Origin of the sequence: Ktedonobacter racemifer DSM 44963 (genome assembly GCF_000178855.1) — a bacterium.
Classification (GTDB): domain Bacteria; phylum Chloroflexota; class Ktedonobacteria; order Ktedonobacterales; family Ktedonobacteraceae; genus Ktedonobacter; species Ktedonobacter racemifer.
Genome location: NZ_ADVG01000003.1, coordinates 1,017,073 through 1,043,744, shown reverse-complemented (window position 1 = coordinate 1,043,744; position 26,672 = coordinate 1,017,073). Strand labels below are relative to the sequence as shown.

Sequence of the window (26,672 nt, the reverse complement as noted above, 5' to 3'; positions counted from 1 at the left end):
GATAGCGTGATGATGGGCTGGCGAAGCCAACCCATCATCACGCTATCCCCCCTATGTTATCAAACCGGCCCGTAAAACCCCTGGCTTGAGCCATGGGGATACAAGGGCCGTTCCTTGTGGGAGTAGCTTGGGTGGTTGGGACAACAAAGAAAAGGGGTGAGCGTCACTTTTTTGCAGAGCCCTTTGGATGAGTTACCAGCGCCCGTTTCCAGGGATGGTGAGGAGACGGGCGTGAGGTTCCGGCGATCATGGCTGGGGGAGAAGAGACCCGCGGTAGAGGTATGGGAGGCGGGGGAACAGAGAGAGCAGGGCACAGGTATAGGGAGAGCTTAACCAGCGAGGAAGCCAGCGCCAACAGCCGGGGATGGGCACGCTCTCGGCGCTGCTGCAAACGGAGCTTTATCTGGTGGAGTTCGGCCTGCTGGAAGCTTTCATCCCACCGATCATTACACACGCTGGTGCGCAAAGCCAGCATGGGATTAACGTGAGCCGGTGCCCAATGCATGCCAGCACCTTTGAGACGAGCCTGAACGACGAGCTTGTTGGCGCTCTCCACTATGCCTGAGCCAATAGGCCAACCCTGTGCACGATAGGACGGGTATTGCATAAGGGATTCACGTTTGCGGAAATAGCGGATTTGTACCTGAACGGCGTCCCGTTCGCAGATGGCGGGTGGCACGCGGTCCAACAGGCGGAGCAAAGGACGAGGCCCACGGTGTTTGACGATATGTAAGCTGCGCTCCACAATGTCAGCGGGCATGGCCATGCCCGCTTGCCTGAGAGCTTCGACCAGCGCGCTCAGATGTTCTGCGGCATGGGGAAAATCGAGAATGCGTACCGCATCAGAGCGTTGGAGGTCGATAAAGCCCTGTACCCAGTCTGCCCATCGGCTACCGCGCAGACCGCCGTCGCCTGCCGCACCTCTCGCCGTTGCATTTCTCCCTCAGCCAAATCGGCGAAGGAGGAAGCCGAGGTAATGCGCGAAAAGTACGAGAGGTGGGTTACGTGCACGTCCTGCGAGTCTTGATCCGCTGCTCGCTGGTCTGCCTCCTCCACTTGCCCGACTTCACCAATGGCCACGGTTCGCACTTCTGCCCACTCTCCTCCGACCAGTGGCACATAGGCTCCATCGGCGCTCATAGCGAGCCGCTTCTCGGTGGTCCCACATGGGTCCTCGTTGCCTGGCTTCAGGCTTTCCTCCGTCTGCACTGTTTCCATCTGTTTCCCCACCTGTTCCGTCATCCGGCGCGCTGTCGCTTCACTCACGTGGACTCCCAGCATCCGCTCCAGCATTTGGCTCGCACGGGCAAACGGTATCCACGTCCCCAAATGCACCAGATGTTCGTGCTGCGTCGGCGTCAGGCTTCCGGGGAGCAACTGCAACTCGTTATCCAGGGGGAAAAAGCCCGGTTCCACACACCGGGCACATGCCGTAACTCCGCTCCAGTTGGATCTCTTTGCCGCCTCGTCCTTGCAAGTTGCGCAGGCGTTTCCCTCGCTTCAAGAGCCTCTCGTCACACACAGGGCAGCGCGGTGCCTGTTCTGTCTCGGCTCGCCAATCTCGCTGTGAACTGGCCTGCGCCGTCTCTTGCAGCAATCGAGCTTCTAACCGGCTCATCTGCTCGGCGACTGCCTGCTCGATCTCCCGGAATGTGGCCTTGGGATGAGCTTGTCGCCACTCTTTCATGCCGCTCAGCACCTCTGCCGCAAGCTCTTGCTACTGCTGGTCCAACTTGTCATCCATCCGTTTCTCCCTCATCGTTTTCCCTGTCTGTCCATCCCCTGGAGGATCTTGGGAGGATGGACAACGAGGTCGTTATTTCTCGAAGGCCCAAGCGGACTGCTTCTTCCACGTGGCAATCATCTGCTGAAGTTGGCCGTGTACAGCCGGGGGAGCTGCGCAAAAGCCAAATGGCGTTGTGGCTTTCGTCAAAGGATGCCTGTAATCGATTGGCTGGCCGAAAAAATCGGTGTAGAGAACGCCCGCTTCCTCAAGCACGATGTGTTGAGCAACATTGTCCCAGATTTTACAGTCTCGATACAGAAATCCCCCATACACTCCTTTCGCTGTCATTGCCGCATCAAAAACGCTGCCGCTGGTTTGCACCCCCCTGCACGCCAGGACCAGTTCTGTGAAAAGTTCACATTCGCTTCTCGTACTCATTGGATCGCTCTGATTTCCCTCGATCCCGTAGGAAATGAGGACTGAGCACAGGTCCTTCCCATCCTGCACCTGCAGGCGCTGCTGGTTGCAGTAGGCCCCTTGCCCTCGTTCAGCGGTGTCGATTTCGTGAAACGCAGGGAGCGCGAACCCACCGGCAACGGGTTCGTGCTCCCTGAGCAGTCCCAGCATACAGCCATAGAGCGGACTGGCCTGCGCGAAATTACTGGTGCCGTCGATGGGATCGACAACCCAGGTATAAGGCGAGCGGTTGTCAACGCTTCCCGTCTCTTCATCGATGATATTATGGGTCGGATAGGTCTGCTGGATCGCCTCGACGATCATGCTTCCGATCTCTATATCCGCCTCGGTGACCACCTGGGTTGGGTCACCCACTTTGGTCGTTGAGGAAACCTTCCCAAAACGGTCTCGTGCAATGTGCGCAGCATCTTCAAGCGTCTTCACGAGAAATGTTCGATACTCCATCGATTTTTCCTTCCTCATCCTCAGGCCTGGTGCGAGCATTCAGGATCTTCTGTCATCTTGCATACGCTCGGCTGATCCTCTGCTGGAAGCTGAGAAGAGAGACCCACCTCTTCTATGAATTCTGTCGTCGCTTGGGTGTGCTCAAAACAGAGGTTGACCGTGCGTTGTGAAGACCGTGTGCGATGGATACGACCTGCGGGAATCGTAAACAGATCATTGGGAGCAAGGGTCACGGACTCCTGATCCGTGAAATCAATGGTGAGTTCGCCTTCGAGCACCAAAAAGAGTTCATCCGACTCTGGATGGCGATGCCAGGGATACTCTCCGGTAAAGACGGCGAGACGCAGGCAACTCTCGTTGACCTCATTCACGACGACGTTTTGATAGCGTTCATTCATTCGTTGGGAAAGGTCGCTGAGATTGATGCGTTGAAACGGCTGCATCAGTTCCATGAAACATCCTGTTCTGAAGAAAGATTTGAAAGAGAGAGGCCAGTCGGCCACCTCTCTGCTTCAGTATATGATGTGGAAAGGCCAGCCGCAATCCCTTTCCAACTCGTTTTTGTCACTCAATCCTGTCAATCCCAACAGGAAGATGGGCGCTTTCCTCTGGGTACTTCGGTGCAAAAAAATGACGCCTACCCAAAGAAAAGCGAGGACTTGACAGAAACGCGAGGCTTCTGTATACTGCTTCTTGAAATCCTGTTCTATACCTGTAACAAGATCTCAGCACCGAAGTGAGCAGAAATACCGTGAGAGGAGGGGATACATGGAAGATGCGAGGGAGACACCAGAGCGACAGCCAGATGAGACAGCGTTGCCGGTGCGCGTCAAAGCCTCTGTCTATCGCCTGTATCCCACCCGCAAGCAAGAAGGCACCCTTCTCTGGACGCTTCGGCGCTGTAAAGAGCTCTACAATGCGAGCCTGGAAGAACGCACCGCCGCCTACAAAATGGCAGGCGTCTCGGTCTCCTATGGCATGCAATCCGAGCAATTGCCTCAGCTCAAAGAGGAGCGTCCCGAGTATCAGGAGATCTATTCCCAGGTCCAACAGGATGTATTGAGACGCCTCGATAAAGCCATGAAGGCCTTCTTTCGGCGCGTTGATGAGGGGCAGACCCCAGGCTATCCACGCTATAAATCCAACGCGCGCTATCGCTCCTTCACCTATCCGCAGAGTGGCTATGAGATCATCGGCGCCCTCACGTCCCATGACACCAAGAAGAAGAAACCTGTCGGTTGAAGCTCTCGAAGATCGGGCATCTCAAGATGGTGGTGCATCGACCCATCAAAGGCACCATCAAAGGCTGCACCATCAAACACGATGGCGACCAATGGTATGCGGTTTTCAGCGTGGAGCAGGCCATTGGTGCAACGCCGGTGCATCCCTCCACGAAGACGGTGGGCATTGATATGGGCATTACCTCCTATGCCACGCTCTCCACAGGCGAGCAGATCGCCAATCCGCGCATCTACCGTTCCACCGAGCAGCAGATCAAGGAGGCCCATCGCAGGCTCTCTCGGCGTAAGCAGGGCAGTCATCGACGCGCCCGAGCCAAGCGTGCCTTGACGCGACTCTACCGCAAGGTGCGCCATCGTCGACAGGACTTCCTGCATAAGGCGTCGCGCCAGTTGGTCAATCAGTATGGGATGCTGGTGTTTGAAGCGTTGCAGATCCCCAATATGACGGCAAGACCCAAACTCAAACCTGCGGAAGCCCCTGCACCTCTGCAGGGGAGCAACAGTGGCACGGCAGCGGCGGTGACGCACTATCTGCCCAATGGAGCGGCAGCCAAAGGCGGCCTCAACAAGAGTATCCTGGATGCGGCCTGGGGTCGGTTCATCACACTGTGTGCCTGCAAAGCGGAAGAGGCTGGCGGCATGGCGGTGAAGGTGGCGCCCCAGCAAACGAGTCAGCTGTGCAGTGGCTGCGGGGTCCTGGTCCCCAAAGACCTCTCGGAGCGATGGCATTCCTGTCCCACGTGTGGGGCTGAGTTAGATCGCGATGAGAATGCCGCTCTCAACATCCTGCGCCGCTATGAGCTGCACGGACCCATTCGCGAACGCAAGAAACGCAAAGCCACCAGGAAGGTGGTCGGGGTGGGAAGCGCCCCACAGAGATCGTTTCCCTCCAAGAAGGGTGCCGACCACTGTCGAAGCCCCCGCCTTTAGGCGTGGGGTACTTCACATCGCTAATCAGTCCAGGCCCAGTCGCGGATCTCGGGCATATCTTCGAGGTGGGCGCGGACGTAGGTATGGTGCTTGGCGAGCAGATCGTTGCATTCGGCGATCAGGGCCGGAATAAGCCCGTGGACACGCCGGGCGCGGCGCAACACCTCAATGCAGAGGTGGTAGCGGCTCATGCCGTTGAGCACCACCATGTCGAAGGGAGTCGTGGTTGTTCCCTCTTCGTTGAAGCCGCGTACGTGGAAGCGTTCCTCGTTAGCGCGACCATGCACGAGTTCGTGAATGGCGCGTGGATAGCCGTGAAAGGCGAAGACGACCGGTTTGTCCTCGGTAAAATGCTCGACGAATTTGGCCTCCTCCATGCCATGAGGATGGAGATAGGGGGGATAGAGCGTCATCAGGTCGACCACGTTGACCACGCGTACTTTTAGCTCTGGGATGTGCTGGCGTAGCCACCAGGCCGCCGCGATGGTCTCCAGAGTGGGAATATCGCCCGCGCAGGCCATGACCACGTCGGGCTCAACATCCTGGTCGTTGCTGGCCCACTGCCAGGTAGAGAGGCCGCGTGTACAGTGGTCAATGGCATCCTGCATATTGAGCCATTGGAGTTGGGGCTGTTTATCGATTACAATCAGGTTGACATAGTTGCGGCTGCGCAGACAGTGATCGGCCACCGAGAGGAGGCAGTTGGCATCGGGTGGCAGGTAGATACGCGCCACGGTCCCTTTCTTGGAGAGCACGGTATCGATCAGGCCGGGTCCCTGGTGGCTGAACCCGTTGTGGTCGTTGCGCCAGCAGGTTGAGGTCAGCAGGATATTGAGCGAGGAGATATCCGCGCGCCAGGGGAGCTTGATGCCCTCCTCCATCCACTTGGAGTGCTGAATGGTCATGGAGGCCGAGACCATGGCGAAGGCCTCATAGGTGGCGAAGATACCATGGCGTCCGGTGAGGAGATAGCCCTCCAGCCAGCCCTGACAGAGATGCTCGCTTAAGACCTCCATCACGCGCCCATCGGGCGAGAGATTGTCATCATCGCTGATAATTGGCTCGACGAAGCAGCGATTCTCGACCTCAAACACATTGCCCAGGCGGTTGGAGTTGGTCTCGTCGGGACAGAAGAGGCGGAAGTTCTGCTGCTCTTTATTGGCGGAGAAGATGTCGCGCATCCACATGCCGAGCTGGCGCGTGGACTCATGATGCTCCGTGGCGGGCTTCTTGACACCCAGGGCGTAGTCGGTAAAAAGCGGGAGATGCAGATCCTGGAGCAGGAGACCACCATTGGCGTGAGGATTGGCGCCCATGCGGCGCGTGCCCTGTGGTGCCAGCTCCGCCAGTTCGGGGATGAGCCTTCCGTTCTCGTCAAAGATCTCGCCTGGCTGGTAGCTGCGCATCCACTCTTCGAGCATGTGCAGATGCTCTGGATTGTTTTTGACTCCGTCGATGGGAACCTGGTGTGCGCGGTAGGTTCCCTCGATGCGTTTGCCATCGACCTCCTTTGGCCCGGTCCAGCCCTTGGGAGTACGCAGAATGATCGCGGGCCAGGGAGGCACGCTCTGGACGCCGTGTGAGCGGGCATACTCCTGGCAGGCGCGAATCTTCTCATAGCAGGTATCAAGTAGCTCGGCGAAGGCGCGGTGCATCTGCATGGGATCATCGCCCTCCAGGAAATGCACATCGTAGCCATAGCCTGAAATTAAATTGCGAATGTGGTCATCAGAGGCGCGCCCCAGCACCGTGGGACCGGAGATTTTATAGCCATTGAGATGGAGGATGGGGAGGACCGCGCCATCGCGGATGGGATTGAGATAGCTCAGACTCTTCCAGGCGCCTTCAAGCGGCGCGGTCTCCGCCTCGCCGTCGCCGATCACCGCCGCCACAACCAGGTCAGGATTGTCGAAGGCCGCGCCAAAGGCATGCGAGAGCACATAGCCCAGCTCACCGCCCTCGTGAATGGAGCCAGGGGTGGGAACGCTGACGTGGCTGGGAATGCCGCCTGGAGTCGAGAACTGGCGGAATAGCCTATGCATCCCATCGTGATCCTGTGTAATATGGGGATAGACCTCACTATAGGTGCCCTCCAGGTAGACATTGGCCACGATAGCGGGTCCACCGTGGCCGGGGCCAGCCAGATAGATCATATTGGCGTCGCGCTCCTTGATGAGCCGATTAAGGTGGACATAGATAAAGCTCAGACCAGGCGAGGTCCCCCAGTGGCCCAGCAGGCGGGGTTTGATATGTTCAGGGCTGAGTGGCTCTCGTAAGAGGGGATTAGCCTGTAAATAGATCTGGCCGACAGTCAGATAGTTGGCCGCGTTCCAGTAACGATGCATGCGTTCAAGCTGAGGCTGGTCGAGTTGCGCCATGTCACTCTCCTTGATATAGAGAATTATGCTTTCTACTTTGAATTATGCTTTCTGCTTTTATGATAGCTGTATGTCTCTATAACACATGCTACCACATAGCTTATGTGAGAAACTCTCCCTGCCTGGGAGAGTCTTCGGGTTAAGGGTGTGTGGGTGGAAACCGTGGCTCCGCCACGGTTTCCACCCACACACCCTTAACCCGAAGACTCACGTAGCGAGCCACTTCTAACACGTGTGGTTGCATATATGCGTTACATTTGGCTTAAGCAGGCTGTGTATATTTGTGACAATCTTTTAATATTTATACAGCAAATGTATGCGCCTAAATGCTAAATAGCTACAAGATTGATTGCTACATTTATAAATTTTTAATACTTCTGTGAGTAAAATGTGAGACTGTGAAAATTAAAAGTGATAAATTTGTGATACGAAATGCTTAAGATAGGTACGGTACATAAAATATTCGCGAGGCAAGGTTTTCCAAGAGGTTGAGGTGCCTTAAGATATGGCTAACGGACCAGATGCGTGTTTTGAAGGCCTGCGGGAAGAGGATTTTCCCCGTAATAGAAGCATTGCGGAGCAGTTACGTTTTCTTATTCGTTACGCAGTTCTGGCGCCCTCAGAGCATAATACCCAGCCCTGGTTATTTCGTGTTGCGAAGCAAAGTATAGAGATATATGTGGATGAAACGCGTGCGCTACCAGTCATTGATCCCGATCGGCGCGCGCTCTGGATAAGTTGTGGAGCCGCCTGTTTAAATCTGCGCCTGGCGATGCATTACTTTGGATTACAAGAATTATTAGAGGTTCTTCCCGAGGCGGATAATCCCAACCTTGTGGCGTGCCTGACGGTCATGCTCACAGATTGTGAGGCGACCTGGGAGGAGAAGCAGCTCTTTCGTGCGATTCCCAGGCGCAGATCTAGTCGTGAGCAGTTTGATTCACGGCAGATCTCGTTGACCCTGGCGGTGTCGTTAATCACCGCGGCAGGGAACGAGGGTACATGGCTCTCACTGGTACGCAAGCAGGAGAAGCGCCAGGAGCTGGCGGACATCATACTTGAGGCGGATAAGCAGCTATGGTCTGGGCAAGCATTTCGCGCTGAACTAGCCCACTGGCTGCGTAATCCTGAAGATAGGAATCTCGATGGCCTGGCGAGCGAGAGGACAGAGCTTGTACTGTTGCAGGATCCTCAGACGGATCGAGGAAATATTTCGGTAGACGCGCAATCTCTTCTCGCATCCAGCTTGGATTGGCAAGAAGAGTATAACAAGGGAAAGTTGAATATGTTAAGCGGTCTGGTACTAGGGGCACCAGTGCTTGCGGTCATTGGAACCTTTGGAGATACGCCGGTGGATTGGTTTATCGCGGGTCAGGCCGCCGAGCATGTGTTGCTGAAAGCCTGTAGCGAGGGCGTGCAGGGTTCATTTGTGAATCAAGCTATCGCCATCCCGGCCCTGCGCTCCAGGTTACGTGCAACCTTGCAGCGCAGCGATTATCCGCAGATCGTGTTACGGCTAGGATACGGCCCTACTGGCCCTTATACGCCACGGCGTCTGGTGGAGGAGATGATTTTGCCGTAAAGAGCGCTGGCACGACGCTGCTAAAGCACGCGTCGGTCGAGAGACAGCAGACACCTCTCTCACTCTCTTGCCCGCTAGAGCAGTCCCGTTACCCGACCTGGATGGGTAGCGGGATTGTTTTTGGCCAGATTAGGAAGCGGCGTCGGAGGAGGCGAGGAAGTAGCCGATGCCGACCTTGGTGAGCAGGTAGCGTGGGTGCGAGGGATCAGGCTCTAGCTTGCGGCGCAGGCGGTTGATATTGACCTGAAGCATATGGCTCTCGCCTATGTACTCGCTCCCCCAGACATGTTCGAGTAGCTGGTCATGAGTGACGATGCGTCCCATGTTCTGCGCCAGGTAGGCAAGCAGGCGGTATTCGATAGGTGTGAGGGAGAGCTCTTTTGTGCCCTTGATGATAAGATGCTGTGAATAGTCAATGGTCAATTCGCCGATGCTGGCTTGCATGCGCGCGGACTGGCCTGGCTCGCTGGCGCTGAAGCGTGAGCGGCGTAGGACCGCGCGCACGCGTGCCAGGAGCTCTTCAATACTAAAAGGTTTGGTCAGGTAGTCATCGGCGCCCAGGTCCAGCCCCTTGACCTTATCACGATCCTGTCCACGGGCCGTAATGATGATAATGGGCACCATTGAGAACTCGCGAATATGCTTGCAGACTGTGAAGCCATCCACCCTGGGCATCATGACATCAAGTAAAATAAGGTCGGGAAGCTGTTTCTCTACGATGGCCAGGGCCTGTTCTCCGTCGCTGGCTGTGAGCACCTCGTAGTCTTCCAGCTCCAGGTTGCGCGAGACGAGCCGTAAAAGCTGTGAGTCGTCGTCAGCGGTGAGAATGACGGTTTTTTTCGCAGGCATATGTTTATGCTTCCTCTTCTCGTGGAGATATGTAGTGGTAGCCAGATAGAACACATGTATCTCTGCTATGTGTGTATCTGCATGTATTGTGCTAGAAATACCTCTATTTGTAAAGTGATTATCTTCACAAAATGGCTAAGCGCGAATTCTTTCATGAGGTTTTAATACATTTTCTCTTGTTATCCACCTTAGATTCCATTATTATAGACTCATGAAAATAGGCGCTTATTTGAAAAACAATGTATGGTTACAACGCTTTGGGAAACGGCGCCAGAGTGCGGAACAGAGTGCCCACAAGTTTGCCGCCCTCTATAAAGTGGGTACCGCACTCTCTAGCGAGCTAGACGAGAAGAAGCTATTGTACCTGATCGCGGAGACGGCCTGTAAGCTGACGGGCGCGGAGATGGCGGCCTTTACCTTGCGCCCTCTGAATGAGTTTGGTCAGCCGATAACTCCGGCAACTGGGAATCCGTTTTACCTGGCGGCGGTCGTGGGGGTTTCGCCTCAGCAGGAGCATTTTTTCCAGCAGATGTCCTTCAAGGGCGAGGGGCTGCTCGCGCCCATTTTCTGGGAGGGAGTGCCGGTGCGCATAGCGGATGTCCTGGCACATACACATGCTTTTGGTGTGCATCACCATGATATGTCGCCCGAGAGAATTAAAGCGGCGCGCCAGGCGGCTCTGGACTACGCGCAGGGGCGAATTACAAAAGAGAAGTTACTCAGCGTAGGCGTGCCTGAGAATCATCCTGTGGTTCGGAGCTTCCTGGGTGTGCCCTTGCTGGATCGCTCATCTGTCGTGCGTGGAGGCTTGCTGCTGGGTCGTAGTGTGCCGGACCATTTTACGGAGGAGGATGAGGCCCTGTTGCTTGGCCTGGGCACACAAGCGGCCATTGCCCTGGATAATGCGCGCCTCTATCACTCGGCCTATATTCATGCGCTGGAGACGGATGCCATCTTTGAGCATATCGCCGACGGTGTTATGTTGATGGATGTGAATGGGTGTATATTGCGTGAGAACCAGGCTGCACGCCATATTCGTGAGCTACTGCAAGACGAGCAGAATCACAGGCAAGAGATTACGGCTCTGCTCGCGGGACCGATTCAGAGCGCGACGACGGAGAGACGCGACCTGAACTTTACGGTCACGGCTGTGGTCAATACCTCCAGCAACGAGGTGCGTGAGTATATGGTCAATGTCTCGCCACTGCATCTGCCCAAGGCCTCGATTGTTCCCATGCATCCCCGGAATCGTACGACGATGGAAGAGCAATCGTTAATGGCCTCGGGGGCCGTCGTTGTCTGGCACGATGTGACTGAGACACGCCGTTTGATGGCCTATGCCGAGGCCGAGCAGTTGAAGGATGAGTTTATCACCATCGCGGCCCATGAGTTGCGCACTCCCCTGGCAGTCTTGAAGGGTTTTGCGCAGACTTTGCTGGTGCAGACCGCGCGTGGCAAGGGGGCCGAACTGGCTGAATGGCAGGTGGAGGCGCTCCAGAACATTGACCAGGCCACATCGCGCATGGTAGACCTGGCTTCGGACTTATTGGATGTTGCACGTCTCCAGGCTGGCAGCTTGCTGCTACATTTTGAGCCTGTGGACCTGATCGCGCTGTTGAAGCGCGTGGTTACGCGCCTGCAAGTCACCACTGAGTGCCATACACTGACGCTACATATATTTACCGACCACTTTGTCGTCGATATCGACCAGCAGCGTATTGAGCAGGTGCTGACGAATATTATTGGCAATGCGATCAAGTATAGCCCCCTGGGCGGGGTCATTCAGATCGATGTGGATGCGCAACAGCAGAATACGGTGCTGGTAAGCGTCAAAGATACAGGCATTGGTATCCCTGAACAGCAGCAGGGGCAGATCTTTGGGCGCTTTATGCGCGCGGACAATGCACTTAACGAGGGGATTGCCGGCACGGGTCTGGGTCTCTACCTCTGCCGAGAACTGGTGGAGCGCCATGGTGGGCATACCTGGTTTGAGTCGATGGAGGGAGAGGGTTCAACCTTCTACCTCTCTTTCCCCGTCTCCTCCTCGCAAAAGGCCGTAGCCAGCGCGGAATTATCTCTTTCATAGGTGGGGGTCAGTACCCTACGGCTAAAGCCGAGGGCTTGGAGTTGTGTCTGAACTCCACCGCAATTCAGCATACCGTTTCAGGCGTGCGGCTTTGGCTTCATCGTCCGACACAGAAGGCGCGTACTGACAAGAGGCCCGTTCCTCTCCAGTCTTGCCGGATAAGAAGCGTTCGCATCGCAATGTTTCTTGCACCAACCAGATCGGCATGGAGCGTGTACTGACAATTCTGACAGACGAAGAGCAATCCTTTGTTGGGTCTATTCTCTTTGCAGGTGTGCCCACATTTGGGGCACGCTTGCGAGGTAGAGTTGGCATCGACCTTGATTGCCATACTTCGATGTAAGAGCGCTTTATAGGCAATCATGCTATGCAACTCAGCGAAGGACCATTTGGAGAAGGTACGATTGGCTTTTCGCTGTTTTGCATTTTTGCCTTTGCGTCGTTTGGTACGCTCTCGAATGTCTGTCAGATGCTCCAGTCCAATCAAGCTTTGAGGGTGCTGTTGGACAATCCGCTTACTCACGACATGATTGACGTTTGCTTCAACCGTCTCTCTCGTCCACTGATGGCAACGAGCCTTCTTGTCGCTGAACGAGTGCCTTTCTTTTGCAGATGTTTTCTCAGTCGTGCGTAGTGGTTTGCCTTGGGGACAATCTGTTTGCCTGAATGGAAGGTGCAATCCCCTTGCATCGTCGCCGTGACGGCAAGGTATCGCATCCCCACATCCACGCCAACGACTTGCTTGTGTGTTTCAGGTGTAGGATCAGCCGTCTCAATTTCAAGAGAGACAAGGAGGTAAAATTGTTTCTTGGGCTTGTCATACCAGAGTTTCGATGCACCAATCTCCGCTCCACGCTGGATCAATGCCACATGCTTATTGTAGCCAGTATAGGGCACGATAACACGTCCCTCAAGGGTCAGGATGCTCACCTGCTGCTCTTTCTTGAAGGTGTAGTCTTTCTTGTACTGATAGGTCAACGTGGGGGAGATGAACTTGGGAGCCTTATCAAGCCCTTTGTAGCGTTTCTTGGTCTTCCCTTCCTTACGATGAACAGCATTGTTCTTGACCTTTGTCCAGAGGGTTTTATACGAGGCACCAACTTGGCGAGGAACAGAACAGGCCATTTGCGAAGGCAGATGAAAACGGAGGCGGATCTCTTCGTAGGTGGCATCTTGCAAACGAACAGCATTGCTCATCTTGCCATGCGCAAAGGCGTACTGGCTCACATAGTTGAGAGAATCCCGATACGCCAGTTGCGTTGTACGTAATGCCTTGAATTGCTCGGGCGTTGTATTTAATTTGAGTTTCGCTGTTAATACCGTTTGCATACGCTAAATTATACCATAGTTTTCATCTGACTGTCAAAATACATGAGCAGATGAGAGCATGTCTACGGCGTATTCCACCCAAGCCACCGACAAAGGAACGCCGCATTCCTCCCCATGCCTGAAAGGGCAGGGGCATCCTGCGGCGTTTTGGGTGAAGTGAAGGTTGCTATTAAGAGTCAGGCGAGATTGTTGGACTTATCGCCGTCGCCTGGTATTCAATGAAAAAGCGCATAGGGCAAAGACCAGAGCGCCCCTCCAGATGGAGAGGGCGTCTCTTTTTTGCCCTAAATACCCGCTACCTTGCGGCCCATGATACCTTACGTAGGGTTACCTCAACCGACCACGCGGCCGGTGATCGCCGTGACGGTCGTGGGGCCCCAGGATGCGTTCGGCTCCACTTCCAGTTGCAGTTCACCGCCCGTGTAGTGGAAGCGGAAGACCTGACAGAACACGCCCTCGTAATAGCAGACCCTCACCTCATAGGTGTCTTCCGCCGTCCAGGCGCCGCACGCGGCGACAGGTTCGTCTCCATGCCCGCGCATGTCAGTGGTCCCTTTCAGCCATGTGGCGTAGCCGACCTGCATTGGGTGCTCGCCGCGTTCGTCGCGCACAATGAGCGTGCCGTGCTCGTCGCCGACCTTGACCGCGACGCTTTCCAGCTTCAGATCATTGTTCTCCAGCTTGTACGTTTTCCCCCACCATTGCTCTACCTTGGGCGATGAGGGCTGCCCCTTCGGCAGCGGTAGCGACAGGACCGCCAGCTTGTCGTACAACTTGCCGTAGGCTTGTGGGTCGGCGGGCAACGCTTCCGGCTGCATGGCGGGCAGCAGATGCTCCCAGACCTTGTCCAGTACGGCCTGCATGTCCTGCACGCCACCAATGATGGCCAGCACTGCGTCCTGCTCAGGCATGACGATGCAGTATTGGCCGAAGGCGCCGTCGCCGCGGTAGCCATCGTGCCGGCAGCGCCAGAACTGGTAGCCGTACCCGACCATCCAGTCGGGGTTGGTCTGGGTGTTGCTGTTGTCGGAGTGGGCGCTCGTCGCCTCGGCGACCCACGCCTCCGGCAAAATGCGCCTGCCGTGCCAGCTGCCCTTATGCAGGTACATCTGGCCGAAGCGAGCGATATCCTCCGTCTTAAGGTGGAGGCCGGACCCGCCGATGTTGATGCCGCGCGGGTCGGTTTCCCAGGTGGGGTTCTCGATGCCCAGCGGGGCGAACAGGCGCGTGCTCAGGTAGTCTAGCAGGGGCTCACCCGTCAGTCTGGTGATGATGGCCGAGAGCATGTACGTGGCCGCGGTGTTGTAGACGAACCACGTGCCGGGCTGGTACTCGACGGGCAGCGACAGGAATCTGCGGGGCCAGTTGTCGTCTCCGCCTCGGAACACATGTTCGGACGTGTCCTCCTTGTGGCCGGTGTTCATGGACAGTAGGTGCCGCACACGCATCGCCTTCAGGTTCTCGCTGGGGTTGGCCGGGGAGTCGTCGGGGAAGAACTTCAGGACGGGGTCATCCACCGTGAGCAGCCCCTCGGCCACCGCCAGGCCGATGCCGGTGGAGGTGAAGCTCTTGCTCAGCGAGTAGAGCGAGTGCGGGGATTGGGGCCCGTAGGGCGTCCACCACCCCTCTGCCGCCACGTTCCCGTGGCGCAGAAGCATGAAGCCCTGCACCGCGTCCAACGGGTGGGTGTGCTGCTCGATTGCCCGGATGAAGTCCAGGACCGCCGAGGAAGGGATGCCCTCGGCTTCCGGGTTGCTACGCTTCAACTGAGTTATGCTTGCCATAGTATCGATCTACCCCTTTCTTTTATTCGGCCCCTCATAAGGCCTGGTATTGTTTGTAATGAATGAATTGGCCTGTTCTATCACCGCGCTTCAAGCTTCCTCGAAGCACGCAATCACTTTCCCCTCTCTCAGAATTGCCCGGATACGACGCGGCTCGATAGACACTCGGTGGGTAATTTTTCCCAGAACCAGAATAAGACGTTTGCCTGCTGGTCCTGTGGCGATGGAGACCGACCCTAAGTGCTCAAGAGAGAACAATCCGTGATACTCAATAAAGTCGCCCGGTTGAATGAGGGCGATCTTCTCTTCCTGCAGGCTCACTGACCTACTTCTGTTGCTGTAATCGTCGTTCTTGTTTTTACTGTACCACATAGCGCTGGGTTGCTTGCAAGTCGAGATTTCAACTCCCTGGTGCGCTGACGAGATCGGGGAAGCTGGAGAGGACTTTCGTTCTATAGCCTGGCCCTGTAAAGGTCGTTTTGAGACTGGTAGAAGAAGTAAAAAGAGTATTTTTATGAAGGATAGGTTGTTTTGAGTGCCTCTTCGATTGATCCTGTGCTCTGGTAAGCTTGAATGAGCGCGTGGGCGGGCGTCTTCTTCTCGCGCAGGAGGGCGTAGAGGGGGCGCAGGTAGGTGTGATCGGTATCATCACATAGCGCCTTGCTCGCGGCCTCAAGGATGCTCCACGCTCCCTCTTCAATGCGCGCATCCGCGAAGCCTTTGCGGGCTGCCACCTGGTGTAGGGCCGTATCTGGTACTAGCAGTCGCTCTGGCAGGGTCTCATCCAGTAGCAGGCCCTTGAGGAGCGCCAGCAAGGCGGCGTAGAGTGTGAAATCTGCGCAGCTATCACAGGCCTTGAACTCGATACGCCCCACCTCGGCCGGGAGGCGCGCGGGCTTGGTCAGCGAGGGCGAGCTTGCAATCAGGTCCTCAGGGCGTTCGAGAAAAACCATGGTGGCGGGCCGGATACCCGTACGAATGAAGGTGCGCACCGAAAGCCCTTCCCAGGCCTTTCCCTCGTAAAAGGGCGAGCTTGCGCTAAAAGGCACGATAAAGGGGCTATAGTAGGTCAGCTTCTTCCCCGCGTCAATGATCTCGGCGTTACTCATTCCCTGTAATGACAGGTTGAGGTCAGGACCATAGGTCACCATGGGGAGAAAGGCAGTGCGCTTCTCAGGCGAGAGTACGCGGCGCTGCTGCTCGTAGGCATTCAGGGGTGGATCGGGAGTGAAGGCGCGCTGATAGGGGTGATAACTCACAAGCACCGGGGTAAAGCCCTCCGTGTGTGCGACCTGTCTTAGAAGGTCAAAACTCTCCGTCAATTCCTGCACCGCGCCCGCGATGGATGAATGGATGGTTGTACGTATCTCGATGCCCTTGGGGGGACAGGCGGTGACCCATCCCTCCAGGCTATAGCGCTCAAAGCCCTCGATATACCAGCGCTTGACCTTGATACCAGCATCCCCGATACGTAGCTGCGGATAATCCGCTTCATAACGTGGTAACTGCGCTACAATCCGATCAAACTCTTCAAAGGTAGAATTGGTATAATCGGCGAAAACTCCTTGCCGGTTGAGAAAGGCGACCTCATGCTCAATGCCAAATGCAAACATCTCTGCTCCTCAGGTTGAAGCTAGCATTACAAGATTCGCTTCTACAAGGACATTGAGGCTGGCAAAAGAAGCCACTGGCCTAGCTTCAAAGGGGGCAATAGAATACAGCTTACTTGTGGCGCTTGCAAATGAGCATTTCTATGTATGATGCTCAAAAATAAACTTATCGGTAAAATAGTACACGGCATAGAGCAATCAGTCAAGGGTATTGCCCTCCACCTCTCTATCCTACAGCCACGCGACAAAGCTATCTAAAAGAGAAAGGTGGCGTTTTGTTCGGGCGTACGCCCGAACAAAACGCCACCCTTCTCTTTTCTTTTACTCTCCCGCGGGCGGCTCTATAGGTGATTTCACACTTACAGGTGTGCCGAAATTCGGTGTTCCGTCCGCGTTCCAGGTAAATTGTTGCGCGCGTGTCTCGCGTCCATCATAGGTGAAATCGGCAGTGGTTTTGGCATGATAGACCATCCATGACTGGTTACCATCTGGCGAGGTCGTAAAGTGTGCTCTACCAGGGCCAAAGACGCCATTATCGCTACTGTACTGGAAAACTGGCCCCTTCTTCTCCCAGGATTTTGCCTCTAAGGGATCCCCACCTTTATAGATCATAAGCCCCAGGCAATAGTTGTAGTTACCCGTGTCGCTACCTGAGTAGACAATGAAGGTCTTGCCATCGTGGTATAGAGCCTCGGGCCCCTCGGCGACTGGATAGTGCGAGGATGCCTGGTCGCCTTGCTCCCAGGGCTGGTCTGGATCGATGACTAAGCGAGGCTCACCACTCACTGTCAGGGCGTCGCTCATTGGCGCGAGATAAACGGCGTTTGAGCCTTTTTCAAGCACATACATAAGGTAGAGTTTATTGTCTAGCTCTAGCAAGGAGGAGTCGATAGCGGTGGTGTCATCGGTCCCTGCCAGTTGTCCCTTGTATGTGTATGGTCCAAGTGGATCACTGTCCTCACTCTGCAATACATAAATACGATGGTCCTCGTTTTTGTCCTGCATGGCTGCCGTAAAGTAGACAAACCAGTGCTTGCTTCCATGGTAGTCCAGCAGGAACATCGAGGGTGACCAGACCTGGAAAGCTGGCTCGCCCTGCTGGGGGGTCCAGATTGTCTGCGAGGTCTTGCCCGCATCCTCCAGGCGCGGCGCGTGCCATATCTCAAGCGAGGTCCCGGTTCGCGTGCCAGTGAGATAATAGCTGCCCGCATGCCTGACAATAAAAGGGTCAGCGATTGGCGCTAGTGGATTGCGCAGAGATACATCTGATTTTAGCATAGATGAATTGGACGACGTGCAACCCACTACCAGCAACCAGAGCGAGAGCAGTGTAGCTGCCCAGGGGAGAAGCTTACTTCGTGTAGAGGCCATGCCGTCTCTCTTCCTTTCGTAATTATCAATAACTATGTAAGGCTACCTGGCGATTTCAAGATCCGCCTCTTGCGCCTGAGCAACATCCAGGAAGGCATAAGCACGCACGCGATCCTGCTCATCTAGCAGTTGTAGATGCAGCGTTCCACGCTTATCATCCAGAGGCATTGTCGTGTGCAAAACAAATGTTTCCGTTATAGTAAAGGGTTCAATATGCAAAGCCTGGCTCTGCTTCTGTTCTGAAGCCTCTCCCCACCACCAGGTAAGCTGGCCAGCTAGCGCCTGCGCGCCCTGGTGCGAGAGTTGTAGCCCAAACTCCAGTTCACCACCATAGACAATGTAGTCCAGGCCGGGACGCTGTGGTAGAGAAGCAAAGATGAAGGTGGTTTCAGCATTTACCCACGCGGGATCACAACCGAGGGGCTTGAGGTGTCTTTCGGCATCGTAGAGACCACAGAGTTCGTGTTCTACATCGTAGAGCTCAGTGTAAATGTAGCCACTTATCGCATCGTGGCGGCGCAACTCTTGCGTCTGCCAGCGGAAATACCAGCCTCGCTCCTCCGCGTTTCTTCCCGCTCCATACTCACCGTTCAGCAGTGGCAGGCCGTTGTGATCCTGGTCCGCTACGCTGAGCTGAGTCTCGTACCAGTGATCAACGCCTAGCTGATGACCGAACCAGGTCGTGTTGTCGCCTGCCAGGGCCGCCGTGATATCGCGCCAGCGCTGATTATCGTCGTCATAATAGTGCCAGTCCAGGACGTCGGTCTTCACATGATTCCAACCCGAATCATCGATAATGGGACGGCTATGGTCGCAAGCGGCCAGCAGATCATAGGCGCGAATGACGGCCTCTTGCTTCTCGTGATCCTCGGCGCTCCGCCAGTCCAGGCCCCATTCTTCGTTATAAATACCCCAGAGAATAATGCTGGGGTGATTGTAGTCGCGCTCAACCATGAGAGGGAGTTGGGCGTCAAAGGTTGCCGCAGCCTCTTCTGAGAAGCGCCCATAGCAGGGAGGCTCAGCCCAGACCAGCAAGCCCAGGCGGTCTGCCCAATAGAGCCAGAGGGGATCCTCCAGCTTGATGTGCTTGCGAATCAAGTTAAAGCCCGCGTTTAACGCGATCTCAACATCCTGGCGCAAGGCCCGGTCGCTCGGCGCGGTATAGCCGCTCTCAGGCCAGTATCCCTGGTCGAGGGCGCCCCGCAGGTAGAGGCGCTCACCATTGAGAAAGAGGTATTTTCCTCGCCCCTCAATAGTGCGTAACCCGGTATAGGATCGTACCCGGTCGCTTCCCGCAGGACTCTCAAGCCGGAATGTGACGTAATAGAGAAAGGGATCCGCTGGTGTCCAGGGCCTTGGCTGTGTAATTGGCAAATTGTGGGTTAGCGAGGCGTTACCTTCAACAGGAATACACTCTTCCTCCCCGTTCTCAAGCTGTATATACAGCAGAGTTTGCTCTGGCAGTGGCCCGCCTAGCTCAATACGAGCTTGAATGCTATCCATCGAGGTGGGCACGGAGAGCTGAATATGCTTGATATAGGTCGCGGGGCTCCCCTCCAGCCAGACCGTCTGCCAGATGCCGCTGCTGGCGGTAAACTGGCACTCATAATAATCGTCATTGGGCTGGCTGCGCTGTTTGCCGTGAGGAATGGCTCGTTTATCCAGAGGAGCCTCAACGCGCACTATAAGCTCGCCCTGGCCATCCTGGAGCGCGTCGGTGATATCAAAGGCAAAGGGCGTATAGCCCCCTGTATGCTCACCAACGAACTGGCCATTCACCCACGCCCGGCAGTGATAGTGGACGGCCCCAAAGTGCAGGATGGTGCGCTCACCCTCCCACGTCTGGGAACGAGCGATATGGCGGTGATACCAGCCAAGCGAGAGCCATTCGCGTTCCACGCCGGAGGCCTTGCTCTCCCAGGCAAATGGGACCTGGATCTGTTGGGGCCACCGCGCCGCTCCTGGCTGCTCCCAATGCGCTGCATCTCCCTCTCCCTCGGGATCGGGCCGAAATTCCCAGCTTCCATTGAGGCAGAGCCAGCTATGTGAACGATCAAAATCTGGGCGTGGATAAGCCTCACGCCTGCTATCAGTAACCATAGAATTTTGTAACCTTTTTCAGAAAGTATGTATCTAACCCTTCACGCTGCCTGCCAGCATACCGCTGATAAACTGGCGCTGGAGCGCGATAAACAGTACCAGTACAGGCACAGTTGCCAGCGTGCTCGCGGCCATAATCATACCCCAGGCGTCGTGTCCGGTCGTTCCAGGGCTGGAATTATTGATCTGGGTCGCCAGGTTTGACAACATAACCTGCAAGGTCTGCATATTGTCCGATTGGGTAATAATCACTGGCCAGACGAAGTCGTTGTAGATGCCCAGGAAGGTCAAGATGGCCAGGGCCGCGAGCGCTGGGCGCATCAAGGGCACCACGATGCGCCAGTACATACCGAAAGGGGTACACCCATCGACCTTGGCGGCTTCCAGTAGTTCGTCTGGAATCTCCGCCATCTGCTGCCGCATCAAGAAAATGGCGAAGGCATTCACCAGGCCCGGAGCAATCAGGCCCTGGTAGGAATCCACCCAGTTCAACGAGCCCATTTCAAGCAAGAGCGGTACAATCATAGCGATAGCAGGGAGCATCATTGTGGAGAGCACAAAGTTAAAGAAGAAGCGCTTGCCGCGAAACTCAAACTTGGCAAAGGCAAAGCCAGCCAGGGGACAGAGCAGCATGGTCGCTCCGCCCTGAACGAGCAAGACGATCAGCGTATTCTGAAACCCCACCCATATCGGTACTTCCGACAACAGGGCCACGTAATTGTTGAAAGATAGCGTGTGGATGTCCAGCCCCAGAGGGGTCGCGGCTATCTCGTTGCCCGGCTTCAAGGATGAGACAATCATCCAGGCCACGGGAAAGATTGTTATTATGGCGGCGAGGCTCAGAACAAGATAGGCCAGAATGCTACCTATGCGGAAGGTCCCACGCCGCCTGGAGGTTGAATTCGTCTTCGCTAGCGAAATGTTTGACGCAAGTGTTGCCATAACGTTTACCTCTCATCTCCAGCACGTAAAAAGCGCAGCATTACTAGGGAAAGAATCACCAGGATGATCATCAGCAGAAATGAGTTCGCCGCGCCCGTGCCAAAATCCGAGTTGGTTATGTAGGAATTTAGCAGAAAGCCCGCCGTGGTAGTTGAGTTATACGGTCCACCATTCGTCAATATCTTGGGCTCGGCAAACATCTGTACTATGCCTAGAGTATTTGTCACAACCAGAAAACCGACTGTGCGGCGTAACAGGGGCAATGTAATCGAAAAAAACTGGCGGATGGGGCCAGCCCCATCAATGGAGGCGGCTTCGTAGTATTCCGCGGGTACAGCCTGGATCGCGGCCAGCATCAACAGGAAAGCGAAGGCGCTTCCACACCACAACACCAGCATAGCCAGGGTAGGTTTGGCCCACATGCTGGTAGTTAGCCAGCCAATGGTAGGTAGATGCACCAACGCCAGCAAGGTATTGATTGCGCCAAAGTCCTGGTCAAAGAGCACCAGCCAGACCTGGACGATAGCCACCAGTGGTACAACAAAGGAGAGCAACATGGAGGTACGGAAGAAACCACGGAAGCGCAATTTTGGCAGCGAGAGCAAGGCCGCGACCACGACCGCGCTCAGCACACGCACCGGGATGATGAGCAGCCACAGGAGCGCGGAGTTAGCCAGCGAGCCCCAGAAGTCACTATCTGTGAGCAGAAACAGGTAATTCGACAAGCCAATAAAGCGTGGGTCGGCGTCCCCATGCCAGTGCGTAAAGCTGAGAGCAAGCGCGTAGAGCAACGGGAACAACGAGAACGCACAGAAGAAGATGAAGAATGGCGCGATAAAGAGATATGGCGAGAAGCTACCCCCCAGCCAACGGCGAAAGCGTTTCATGGGCGAGCGCGAAGGCCCAGGCTCGGGGATAACTGTACGCGGCTGGGACGTGACGACAGCCATAGCAACGACTCCTATCTGAGGGGAGAGAACGCATAACGCTATGCACCCTCCCCTGACAAGTAATACACGCGGAATATGTCGGAACTACTGGCGGTCAACCAGCTTCGTCTGAATATCGGACGAAGACTTTTGGAGCACCTGTTGCGGGGTCATCTGACCATCCAGCATACGCTGCACATTTGTACCGAAGTAGGGGACAGCCTGATTATACCAGGGAGCAACGTAGAAGTTCCCGGGGATATCTTTGACGGTTCCGGTGGCTACATCCCAGAGATTCTGCCCACCCAGGCCATCCGAGTTCTTATACAACTGCGTCTGTAAGGCAGGCAGGTATGATGGCAGCGAGGTATTGATGCCACCAGGATATATTTTGTTTGGCCCGTAAACCGCTGAGTAGCCTTCTTTGCTGAAGACCAAATGCTCGTAGAATAGCCATGCCAGGTGCGGATTCTTGGCCTTCTTCGGAATAATGAAGGAGCTACCACCCATGACCGCTCCGCGTGCGCCACCCTTTGTCCAGGCTGGCAGAGGCATCGCGCGCCACTTGCCTTTACTCTTCTTGAAAAGGAGGTCCGCGCCATAGACCGCCCAGACCGCCCAGGGATAAAACGCGACCTGATTGGCATCAATCGCGGCAATATCCCCTGGGCTAAAGTAGACGGCCCGTGTACCGAGATTCTCCGTACGCACGCGATTGAGGAAGTTCATGACATTGAGGTAGGGCTGAGAGTTAAGCTGCAACTTGCCGCTCGCGTCTACCATGCTGGAACCCTGCTGATTGGCAAACATCTCGACCCAGAGCTGGGTAAGTCCCGGATCCTGCTCCAGGTGGATAGGTTTACATTTAGGCCCGAACTTATCCTGTACCTTGTGCGCGGCCTCCAGCAGGTCATCATAGGTCTGGATAGAATCGGGGCTGACGCCAGCCTCCTGCAGCATGTCCTCTCGATAATACAACAGGCCTGGATCGAGATCCCAGGGAATGCCCACCACGCGATCATTGTGGGTGTTCACACGTAGTTTGAACGGCACGATATCCTTTGTGTAGGGGTGAATCCAATCCGTGATGTCGTAGTAGTGCGAGGCCAGCACGGGTAAGTTGGTATCCTCATAGAACGAACCATCAGGCACGTTCACCCCGGTATTCAGGGTTGTGGGCAACTTGGAATCGACATCGACCGATACATGCTTGACCGTGATCTTGGGATACTTCTTGTTGAAGGTAGCGATGGTGGCGTCAAAGACCTGGAACAGATCGCCAGAGCGATCCCAGATAGTGATTGTGCCTTCGGTTGCAGTCGCGCTGCCAGTCGCGGTCCCACTGGCAGAGGGTGAATTACAGGCAGCCAGGCCGAAGCTTCCAGCAGCAGCCAGGGCTCCCATAGTCGCTGAGGTTTTGAGAAATGAGCGACGAGAAATAGCTTGCGTATCTGAGAGAGGGGCATCAGGGGTCAGAGAATCAAACTGTCTTGACATCCGTGTACTTTCCTTTCCTCTTCAAAAGAAGACCTGGAAAACGTTATGCAACGGCGCATAAACCAACTATAGCAGGGACAATAACGCATACAACAGCATCTGTAGTCATCATGACGACAACAACGAAAGCTGCCATGCATAAAATAGAGTATGCTTGGAACTGGCAATCAGTAAATCCCTTTAGTTCCGCTAGTTCAACGTTGAACGAAGTATAACATACAAAAATTTTCCCTGTCAAGGAGGAAAGGGTGTGATTTATGGGCAGGGTCTGTGACGGGAGCGAATGCTCCCGTCACAGACCCTGCCCATAAATCACACCTTACTCTGAGTTATACGTTGACACTGATGAGAAAAGCGGGTAGTATCTCCAATAACCGAATACAAAAATAATTAAAATAGGTTATTTAAAGGACTCTCTCTTCGCAATGACAGTACATTTGAAGGATATCGCAGCCTATACCGGCGTCTCGATTAAGACGGTCTCGAATGTTGTCAATGGTAATTTTGAACATGTTGGACCAGAGACACGAGCGCTCGTCCTTGAGGCGATTAAAAAACTGAATTATAAGCCCAACGTGGCTGCGCGGCGCCTTCGCAATGCCCAGGTGAGTGTTCTGGCCTTTGCCTTCCCCGATCTCTCCAACCCCTATTTCGCAGAGGTAGCGCACGCGATAATCGAGACTGCGTCCGCAATGAATTACACCGTCTTGCTCGACTATACATTCGCTCAACGTGATAAAGAACTGGCAATCCTTACTGGAATGAGTCCCCATATGCTTGATGGCGTCATTCTAGACTCACATACGCTGGATGTGGAGAGTATCGCCCAGAATCAGTCTCAAGGCCCGATTGTGTTGCTGGGCGAGAGATTATTTGGCACGCCTTTCGACCACGTGTTCATCGACAATACGGAGGCCGCGTATGTCGCCACTAAGCACCTTATTGATTTAGGCAAGCGCCGTATCGCGGCCATTGGCGTCCAGCAGGCGCTTAACGAGGCGCCATCCCTGCGCTTACAGGGCTACAAAAAGGCGCTGGAAGAGGCCAATCTTCTCCTGGATAGCTCTCTCCTGGTTACGGGTGGTTTCTGGCATCGCGCCGATGGTGCCCGGGCTATGCGTGACCTGCTCAACCGGGAGCGAGCCAGCCTGCCAGATGCCGTGTTCTGCTTTAATGACCTTATGGCCCTGGGCGCGATGTCTGCCATACACGAGGCGGGCTATCGTATCCCCGAAGATATCGCGGTCATCGGCATTGACGACATAGAAGACGGGCGCTACGCGACGCCCGCGCTCAGCACCGTCGAGCCTGACAAACAGGAGATAGCCCGCCTCGCGGTCACCCTGCTCATTGAGAGAATCAAGGGCCAGCGTACCCAACCACCAGAATCTATCCTGGTCCCCTTCCGCCTCCAGGCCCGCGCCAGCACTCTCGGACGCTAATGCAGTATGCCGAGACTCAGAGAGTAACCTCAGTCCGCGCAAAGAAGAAGTAGGGTCCAAGCTAGCTTGGACCCTACAACTGGCCTGGACCTCGTGAATTCTCCACTAATGCTTATTCAGGTATTTGCCTGTATTCTTCAGGTGTTCTGCGTAAGTCTTTGCGCAGATCAGGTCGCCATTGGCGGGATTGGTGAGGAAGAAGTAGCAATCGGTCTTGGCGGGCGAGGCCGCGGCCTGGAGTGCGGCGAGGTTGGGACTACTAATGGGTGTGGGTGTCCAGCCTTTGTGCATATAGGTGTTGAAGGGATTATCCAACTCCACCGTCTTGCCTGAGCCGTAGTTATTGAGGTCGTTCCAGTACTTCCCATTGGCTGGCGGATGGTCCGTATCGTAGGCGTACTCCACGGTCGGGTCTGAACTTAAGAATCCTACAGTTTCCTCGCTCGGATTCTTATCCAGATTCCAGTAGATCCCGGCGATAGTTGGCATCTGTTTCGCATTACTGGCTTCGCGTTGCACAATCGAGGCCAGGATAATCATCTGGTACTCGCTCAACTGATGTTGCTGCGCCAGGGCCACCAGGTTATTGTCCTTCTCAACTTTGATAAATTGATCCAGTATCATATCGATCATTTGCACCGTGTTATAGGTCACGGGCACGATATATGTCTCTGGATACATCAATCCCTCCATGCTGGAGAGGTTATGCAAAATAGGATATTTGGCCTTGTCCGGGAACTTGTCGGGATGCTTGGTATAATTGAGAAAATCGTCCTTGCTAAAATGGGGTAGCTTAATGGCGTTGGCGCTATTGGCTATTTGCTCCAGGCGATAGCCATCGTGGATCAGGAAGCGCTTGCCGTCGGGTTGTCCATTCAGCAGTTTGGCGATAATCTGGTCCGTGTTCATGCCAGGTGTGAGGGTATACGCGCCAGCCTGTAGCTTGACATCCAGGCCCTTTATACGCGCCAGGAGGCGAAAGGCCAGGGCATTGCGTACCAGTCCCCGTGCCTGCAACTCATCGGCGATCTGCTGCGTGCTCTCGCCATCATTGATCACCAGAGAAATTTTGTCAGTCTTTGTGACTTCGGGAGGCGTGAGGAGCGTGTTAAGAGCCGACCAGCTTTCCCAAAGCGTCCCGAACATGATCAAGGTCACTAAAAATACGGCAATAAGAGGGCCATACCCGCGCTTTTTCATGAAATACAATCCTCATTTGTGTTTTATATGCATTCGTGTTTTTGAATATAAATCATATTTAACACAACTATTGTCAATACACAAGGGGATAAGAAAAAAGAGCGCCCCATTGGCGTCAAATTAAGGGATCAGCCGCTCTTGCAGGAGGGGCCGGGTAGGTGCGCCCTTTAGAAGCACTACCTTTTTCTTCCGGCATGGGCGTGGGGAGCGAGCAGATGCCCCTTAACTTGACGCGCATGGGATAAGAAAAAAGAGCGCCCCCACCCTGTACAGGATGGGGGCGCTCTTTTTTGTTCTTATTCTCTACTCGTCGAGATCACGGCGCTCGCGGGGTTCCTCGCGGTCGAGGGTGCGGTCAACCTTCTGCTCAGCGTTGCCAGCGGTGGAACGAAGTGTGCCACCCGCCTGCTTGGCTTTGCCCTTGGCTTCCATCTCGGTGTTGCCAGTGGCCTCGCCGACCTTGCTCTGAATCTTACCTGCGGCCTGGTCAAGCTTGCCTTTCAAGGTATCTTCTTTCCCCTTGGTACCAAGATCTTTATCCTTCTCTTCCATGGCGAAATTACTCCTTTTCAAGACTATCGTACACCGACCGGCGAGAAAGTCCTGGGTGGGCTAAAACGTACAAGTAGCAAAAGCACTTACCATAAACACTCATTAGCCCACCAAAAAGTTACACAGCAATTCCTTCCGATAACATTCACTATCGCCGCGCATCCGCATACAAAGGTCATCCGTATCAGAAATAGGATGTGTGG

22 protein-coding genes and 1 pseudogene are annotated in these 26,672 nt (G+C 55.0%); 5 read left to right on the top strand and 18 right to left on the bottom strand.

Features of this window, described 5'->3' with window-relative positions; all coding sequences use genetic code 11:
* Nucleotides 1-163 precede the first annotated feature (163 nt).
* The 5 genes from KRAC_RS71960 to KRAC_RS33540 form a co-directional block, all read right to left on the bottom strand.
* On the bottom strand, nucleotides 164-760 hold the full coding sequence (locus KRAC_RS71960; RefSeq protein WP_157507415.1) for a hypothetical protein: 597 nt from the start codon (nucleotides 758-760) through the stop codon (nucleotides 164-166).
* A gap of 38 nt (nucleotides 761-798) precedes the next feature.
* Nucleotides 799-1,416: a hypothetical protein gene (locus tag KRAC_RS71955; RefSeq protein ID WP_007915077.1), complete on the bottom strand. Its 618-nt coding sequence runs from the start codon at nucleotides 1,414-1,416 to the stop codon at nucleotides 799-801.
* Entirely contained in the window at nucleotides 1,388-1,687 is a 300-nt protein-coding gene (locus KRAC_RS33550) for a hypothetical protein (protein ID WP_007915076.1), read from the bottom strand. Before KRAC_RS33550 ends, KRAC_RS71955 begins: the two co-directional genes overlap by 29 nt.
* Before the next feature lie 129 nt (nucleotides 1,688-1,816).
* Nucleotides 1,817-2,647, bottom strand: coding sequence for an inositol monophosphatase family protein (locus KRAC_RS33545; RefSeq protein ID WP_007915067.1), 831 nt, complete (start codon nucleotides 2,645-2,647; stop codon nucleotides 1,817-1,819).
* A gap of 20 nt (nucleotides 2,648-2,667) precedes the next feature.
* Complete coding sequence (locus tag KRAC_RS33540; protein WP_007915065.1) at nucleotides 2,668-3,099, bottom strand: cupin domain-containing protein; 432 nt, start codon at nucleotides 3,097-3,099, stop codon at nucleotides 2,668-2,670.
* Nucleotides 3,100-3,415: 316 nt separating this feature from the next.
* Between KRAC_RS33540 and KRAC_RS76520 the strand changes: the two genes are divergently transcribed.
* Together KRAC_RS76520 and KRAC_RS62995 are read left to right on the top strand one after the other, a co-directional pair.
* Nucleotides 3,416-3,889 (top strand): RNA-guided endonuclease InsQ/TnpB family protein, encoded by a 474-nt coding sequence (locus tag KRAC_RS76520; RefSeq protein ID WP_052568775.1) that lies wholly within the window; start codon nucleotides 3,416-3,418, stop codon nucleotides 3,887-3,889.
* Nucleotides 3,886-4,818, top strand: coding sequence for an RNA-guided endonuclease InsQ/TnpB family protein (locus KRAC_RS62995; RefSeq protein WP_052568773.1), 933 nt, complete (start codon nucleotides 3,886-3,888; stop codon nucleotides 4,816-4,818). The genes KRAC_RS76520 and KRAC_RS62995 overlap by 4 nt, the downstream gene beginning before the upstream one ends.
* Nucleotides 4,819-4,838: 20 nt before the next feature.
* On the opposite strand, the gene KRAC_RS33530 is transcribed toward KRAC_RS62995, so the two are convergent.
* The gene (locus tag KRAC_RS33530) at nucleotides 4,839-7,196 is read right to left on the bottom strand and encodes a phosphoketolase family protein (RefSeq protein WP_007915062.1); all 2,358 of its coding nucleotides are present in this window, start codon (nucleotides 7,194-7,196) and stop codon (nucleotides 4,839-4,841) included.
* Between the two features lie 505 nt (nucleotides 7,197-7,701).
* Between KRAC_RS33530 and KRAC_RS33525 the strand changes: the two genes are divergently transcribed.
* Nucleotides 7,702-8,778 carry an Acg family FMN-binding oxidoreductase gene (locus KRAC_RS33525; RefSeq protein WP_007915060.1) on the top strand — a complete coding sequence of 359 codons (1,077 nt, stop codon included), beginning with the start codon at nucleotides 7,702-7,704 and terminating at the stop codon, nucleotides 8,776-8,778.
* 129 nt (nucleotides 8,779-8,907) lie between these two features.
* Here KRAC_RS33525 and KRAC_RS33520 read toward each other — a convergent pair whose 3' ends face one another.
* A complete protein-coding gene (locus KRAC_RS33520; RefSeq protein ID WP_007915051.1) occupies nucleotides 8,908-9,627 on the bottom strand; it encodes a response regulator transcription factor in 720 nt (239 codons plus the stop codon).
* Nucleotides 9,628-9,856: 229 nt separating this feature from the next.
* Here KRAC_RS33520 and KRAC_RS62990 point away from each other — a divergent pair, with 229 nt between their 5' ends.
* A complete protein-coding gene (locus KRAC_RS62990; RefSeq protein ID WP_052568771.1) occupies nucleotides 9,857-11,713 on the top strand; it encodes an ATP-binding protein in 1,857 nt (618 codons plus the stop codon).
* 21 nt (nucleotides 11,714-11,734) lie between these two features.
* On the opposite strand, the pseudogene KRAC_RS33510 reads toward KRAC_RS62990, so the two are convergent.
* From KRAC_RS33510 to KRAC_RS33470, 9 genes and pseudogenes are all read right to left on the bottom strand, one after another.
* A pseudogene (locus tag KRAC_RS33510) lies at nucleotides 11,735-13,042 on the bottom strand (RNA-guided endonuclease InsQ/TnpB family protein).
* A gap of 332 nt (nucleotides 13,043-13,374) precedes the next feature.
* A complete protein-coding gene (locus tag KRAC_RS33505; protein ID WP_007915047.1) occupies nucleotides 13,375-14,826 on the bottom strand; it encodes a serine hydrolase domain-containing protein in 1,452 nt (483 codons plus the stop codon).
* A 90-nt stretch (nucleotides 14,827-14,916) separates the two neighbouring features.
* Complete coding sequence (locus KRAC_RS33500) at nucleotides 14,917-15,147, bottom strand: hypothetical protein (protein WP_157507413.1); 231 nt, start codon at nucleotides 15,145-15,147, stop codon at nucleotides 14,917-14,919.
* Between the two features lie 191 nt (nucleotides 15,148-15,338).
* Nucleotides 15,339-16,439, bottom strand: a complete 1,101-nt coding sequence (locus KRAC_RS33495; RefSeq protein WP_007915041.1) for a glutamate-cysteine ligase family protein — start codon at nucleotides 16,437-16,439, stop codon at nucleotides 15,339-15,341.
* A 318-nt stretch (nucleotides 16,440-16,757) separates the two neighbouring features.
* Nucleotides 16,758-17,807 (bottom strand): glycoside hydrolase family 43 protein, encoded by a 1,050-nt coding sequence (locus KRAC_RS33490; RefSeq protein WP_007915037.1) that lies wholly within the window; start codon nucleotides 17,805-17,807, stop codon nucleotides 16,758-16,760.
* Nucleotides 17,808-17,849: 42 nt separating this feature from the next.
* Nucleotides 17,850-19,907 (bottom strand): glycoside hydrolase family 2 protein, encoded by a 2,058-nt coding sequence (locus tag KRAC_RS33485; protein ID WP_007915035.1) that lies wholly within the window; start codon nucleotides 19,905-19,907, stop codon nucleotides 17,850-17,852.
* 33 nt (nucleotides 19,908-19,940) lie between these two features.
* Nucleotides 19,941-20,849 carry a carbohydrate ABC transporter permease gene (locus KRAC_RS33480; RefSeq protein ID WP_007915033.1) on the bottom strand — a complete coding sequence of 303 codons (909 nt, stop codon included), beginning with the start codon at nucleotides 20,847-20,849 and terminating at the stop codon, nucleotides 19,941-19,943.
* Between the two features lie 5 nt (nucleotides 20,850-20,854).
* Complete coding sequence (locus KRAC_RS33475; protein ID WP_007915031.1) at nucleotides 20,855-21,799, bottom strand: carbohydrate ABC transporter permease; 945 nt, start codon at nucleotides 21,797-21,799, stop codon at nucleotides 20,855-20,857.
* An 84-nt stretch (nucleotides 21,800-21,883) separates the two neighbouring features.
* Entirely contained in the window at nucleotides 21,884-23,275 is a 1,392-nt protein-coding gene (locus tag KRAC_RS33470; protein ID WP_007915029.1) for a substrate-binding domain-containing protein, read from the bottom strand.
* 425 nt (nucleotides 23,276-23,700) lie between these two features.
* On the opposite strand from KRAC_RS33470, the gene KRAC_RS33465 reads away from it, so the two are divergent.
* Nucleotides 23,701-24,717, top strand: coding sequence for a LacI family DNA-binding transcriptional regulator (locus tag KRAC_RS33465; protein ID WP_007915027.1), 1,017 nt, complete (start codon nucleotides 23,701-23,703; stop codon nucleotides 24,715-24,717).
* A gap of 105 nt (nucleotides 24,718-24,822) precedes the next feature.
* On the opposite strand, the gene mltG is transcribed toward KRAC_RS33465, so the two are convergent.
* Together mltG and KRAC_RS33455 are read right to left on the bottom strand one after the other, a co-directional pair.
* Nucleotides 24,823-25,917, bottom strand: a complete 1,095-nt coding sequence (gene mltG, locus KRAC_RS33460; protein ID WP_007915025.1) for an endolytic transglycosylase MltG — start codon at nucleotides 25,915-25,917, stop codon at nucleotides 24,823-24,825.
* 303 nt (nucleotides 25,918-26,220) lie between these two features.
* A complete protein-coding gene (locus KRAC_RS33455; RefSeq protein WP_007915022.1) occupies nucleotides 26,221-26,469 on the bottom strand; it encodes a CsbD family protein in 249 nt (82 codons plus the stop codon).
* Nucleotides 26,470-26,672: the final 203 nt, after the last annotated feature.

What these genes read in the sequence shown, in the direction of transcription:
- KRAC_RS33455 (WP_007915022.1), bottom strand. Translation starts at nt 26,469, where the DNA reads ATGGAAGAGAAGGATAAAGATCTTGGTACCAAGGGGAAAGAAGATACC.
- KRAC_RS33540 (WP_007915065.1), bottom strand. Translation starts at nt 3,099, where the DNA reads ATGGAACTGATGCAGCCGTTTCAACGCATCAATCTCAGCGACCTTTCC.
- KRAC_RS33490 (WP_007915037.1), bottom strand. Translation starts at nt 17,807, where the DNA reads ATGGCCTCTACACGAAGTAAGCTTCTCCCCTGGGCAGCTACACTGCTC.
- KRAC_RS33495 (WP_007915041.1), bottom strand. Translation starts at nt 16,439, where the DNA reads ATGTTTGCATTTGGCATTGAGCATGAGGTCGCCTTTCTCAACCGGCAA.
- KRAC_RS33480 (WP_007915033.1), bottom strand. Translation starts at nt 20,849, where the DNA reads ATGGCAACACTTGCGTCAAACATTTCGCTAGCGAAGACGAATTCAACC.
- KRAC_RS71960 (WP_157507415.1), bottom strand. Translation starts at nt 760, where the DNA reads ATGCCCGCTGACATTGTGGAGCGCAGCTTACATATCGTCAAACACCGT.
- KRAC_RS33505 (WP_007915047.1), bottom strand. Translation starts at nt 14,826, where the DNA reads ATGGCAAGCATAACTCAGTTGAAGCGTAGCAACCCGGAAGCCGAGGGC.
- KRAC_RS33550 (WP_007915076.1), bottom strand. Translation starts at nt 1,687, where the DNA reads ATGAAAGAGTGGCGACAAGCTCATCCCAAGGCCACATTCCGGGAGATC.
- KRAC_RS33545 (WP_007915067.1), bottom strand. Translation starts at nt 2,647, where the DNA reads ATGGAGTATCGAACATTTCTCGTGAAGACGCTTGAAGATGCTGCGCAC.
- KRAC_RS33470 (WP_007915029.1), bottom strand. Translation starts at nt 23,275, where the DNA reads ATGTCAAGACAGTTTGATTCTCTGACCCCTGATGCCCCTCTCTCAGAT.
- KRAC_RS33475 (WP_007915031.1), bottom strand. Translation starts at nt 21,799, where the DNA reads ATGGCTGTCGTCACGTCCCAGCCGCGTACAGTTATCCCCGAGCCTGGG.
- KRAC_RS33465 (WP_007915027.1), top strand. Translation starts at nt 23,701, where the DNA reads ATGACAGTACATTTGAAGGATATCGCAGCCTATACCGGCGTCTCGATT.
- KRAC_RS33530 (WP_007915062.1), bottom strand. Translation starts at nt 7,196, where the DNA reads ATGGCGCAACTCGACCAGCCTCAGCTTGAACGCATGCATCGTTACTGG.
- KRAC_RS33520 (WP_007915051.1), bottom strand. Translation starts at nt 9,627, where the DNA reads ATGCCTGCGAAAAAAACCGTCATTCTCACCGCTGACGACGACTCACAG.
- KRAC_RS33485 (WP_007915035.1), bottom strand. Translation starts at nt 19,907, where the DNA reads ATGGTTACTGATAGCAGGCGTGAGGCTTATCCACGCCCAGATTTTGAT.
- mltG (WP_007915025.1), bottom strand. Translation starts at nt 25,917, where the DNA reads ATGAAAAAGCGCGGGTATGGCCCTCTTATTGCCGTATTTTTAGTGACC.
- KRAC_RS33525 (WP_007915060.1), top strand. Translation starts at nt 7,702, where the DNA reads ATGGCTAACGGACCAGATGCGTGTTTTGAAGGCCTGCGGGAAGAGGAT.
- KRAC_RS76520 (WP_052568775.1), top strand. Translation starts at nt 3,416, where the DNA reads ATGGAAGATGCGAGGGAGACACCAGAGCGACAGCCAGATGAGACAGCG.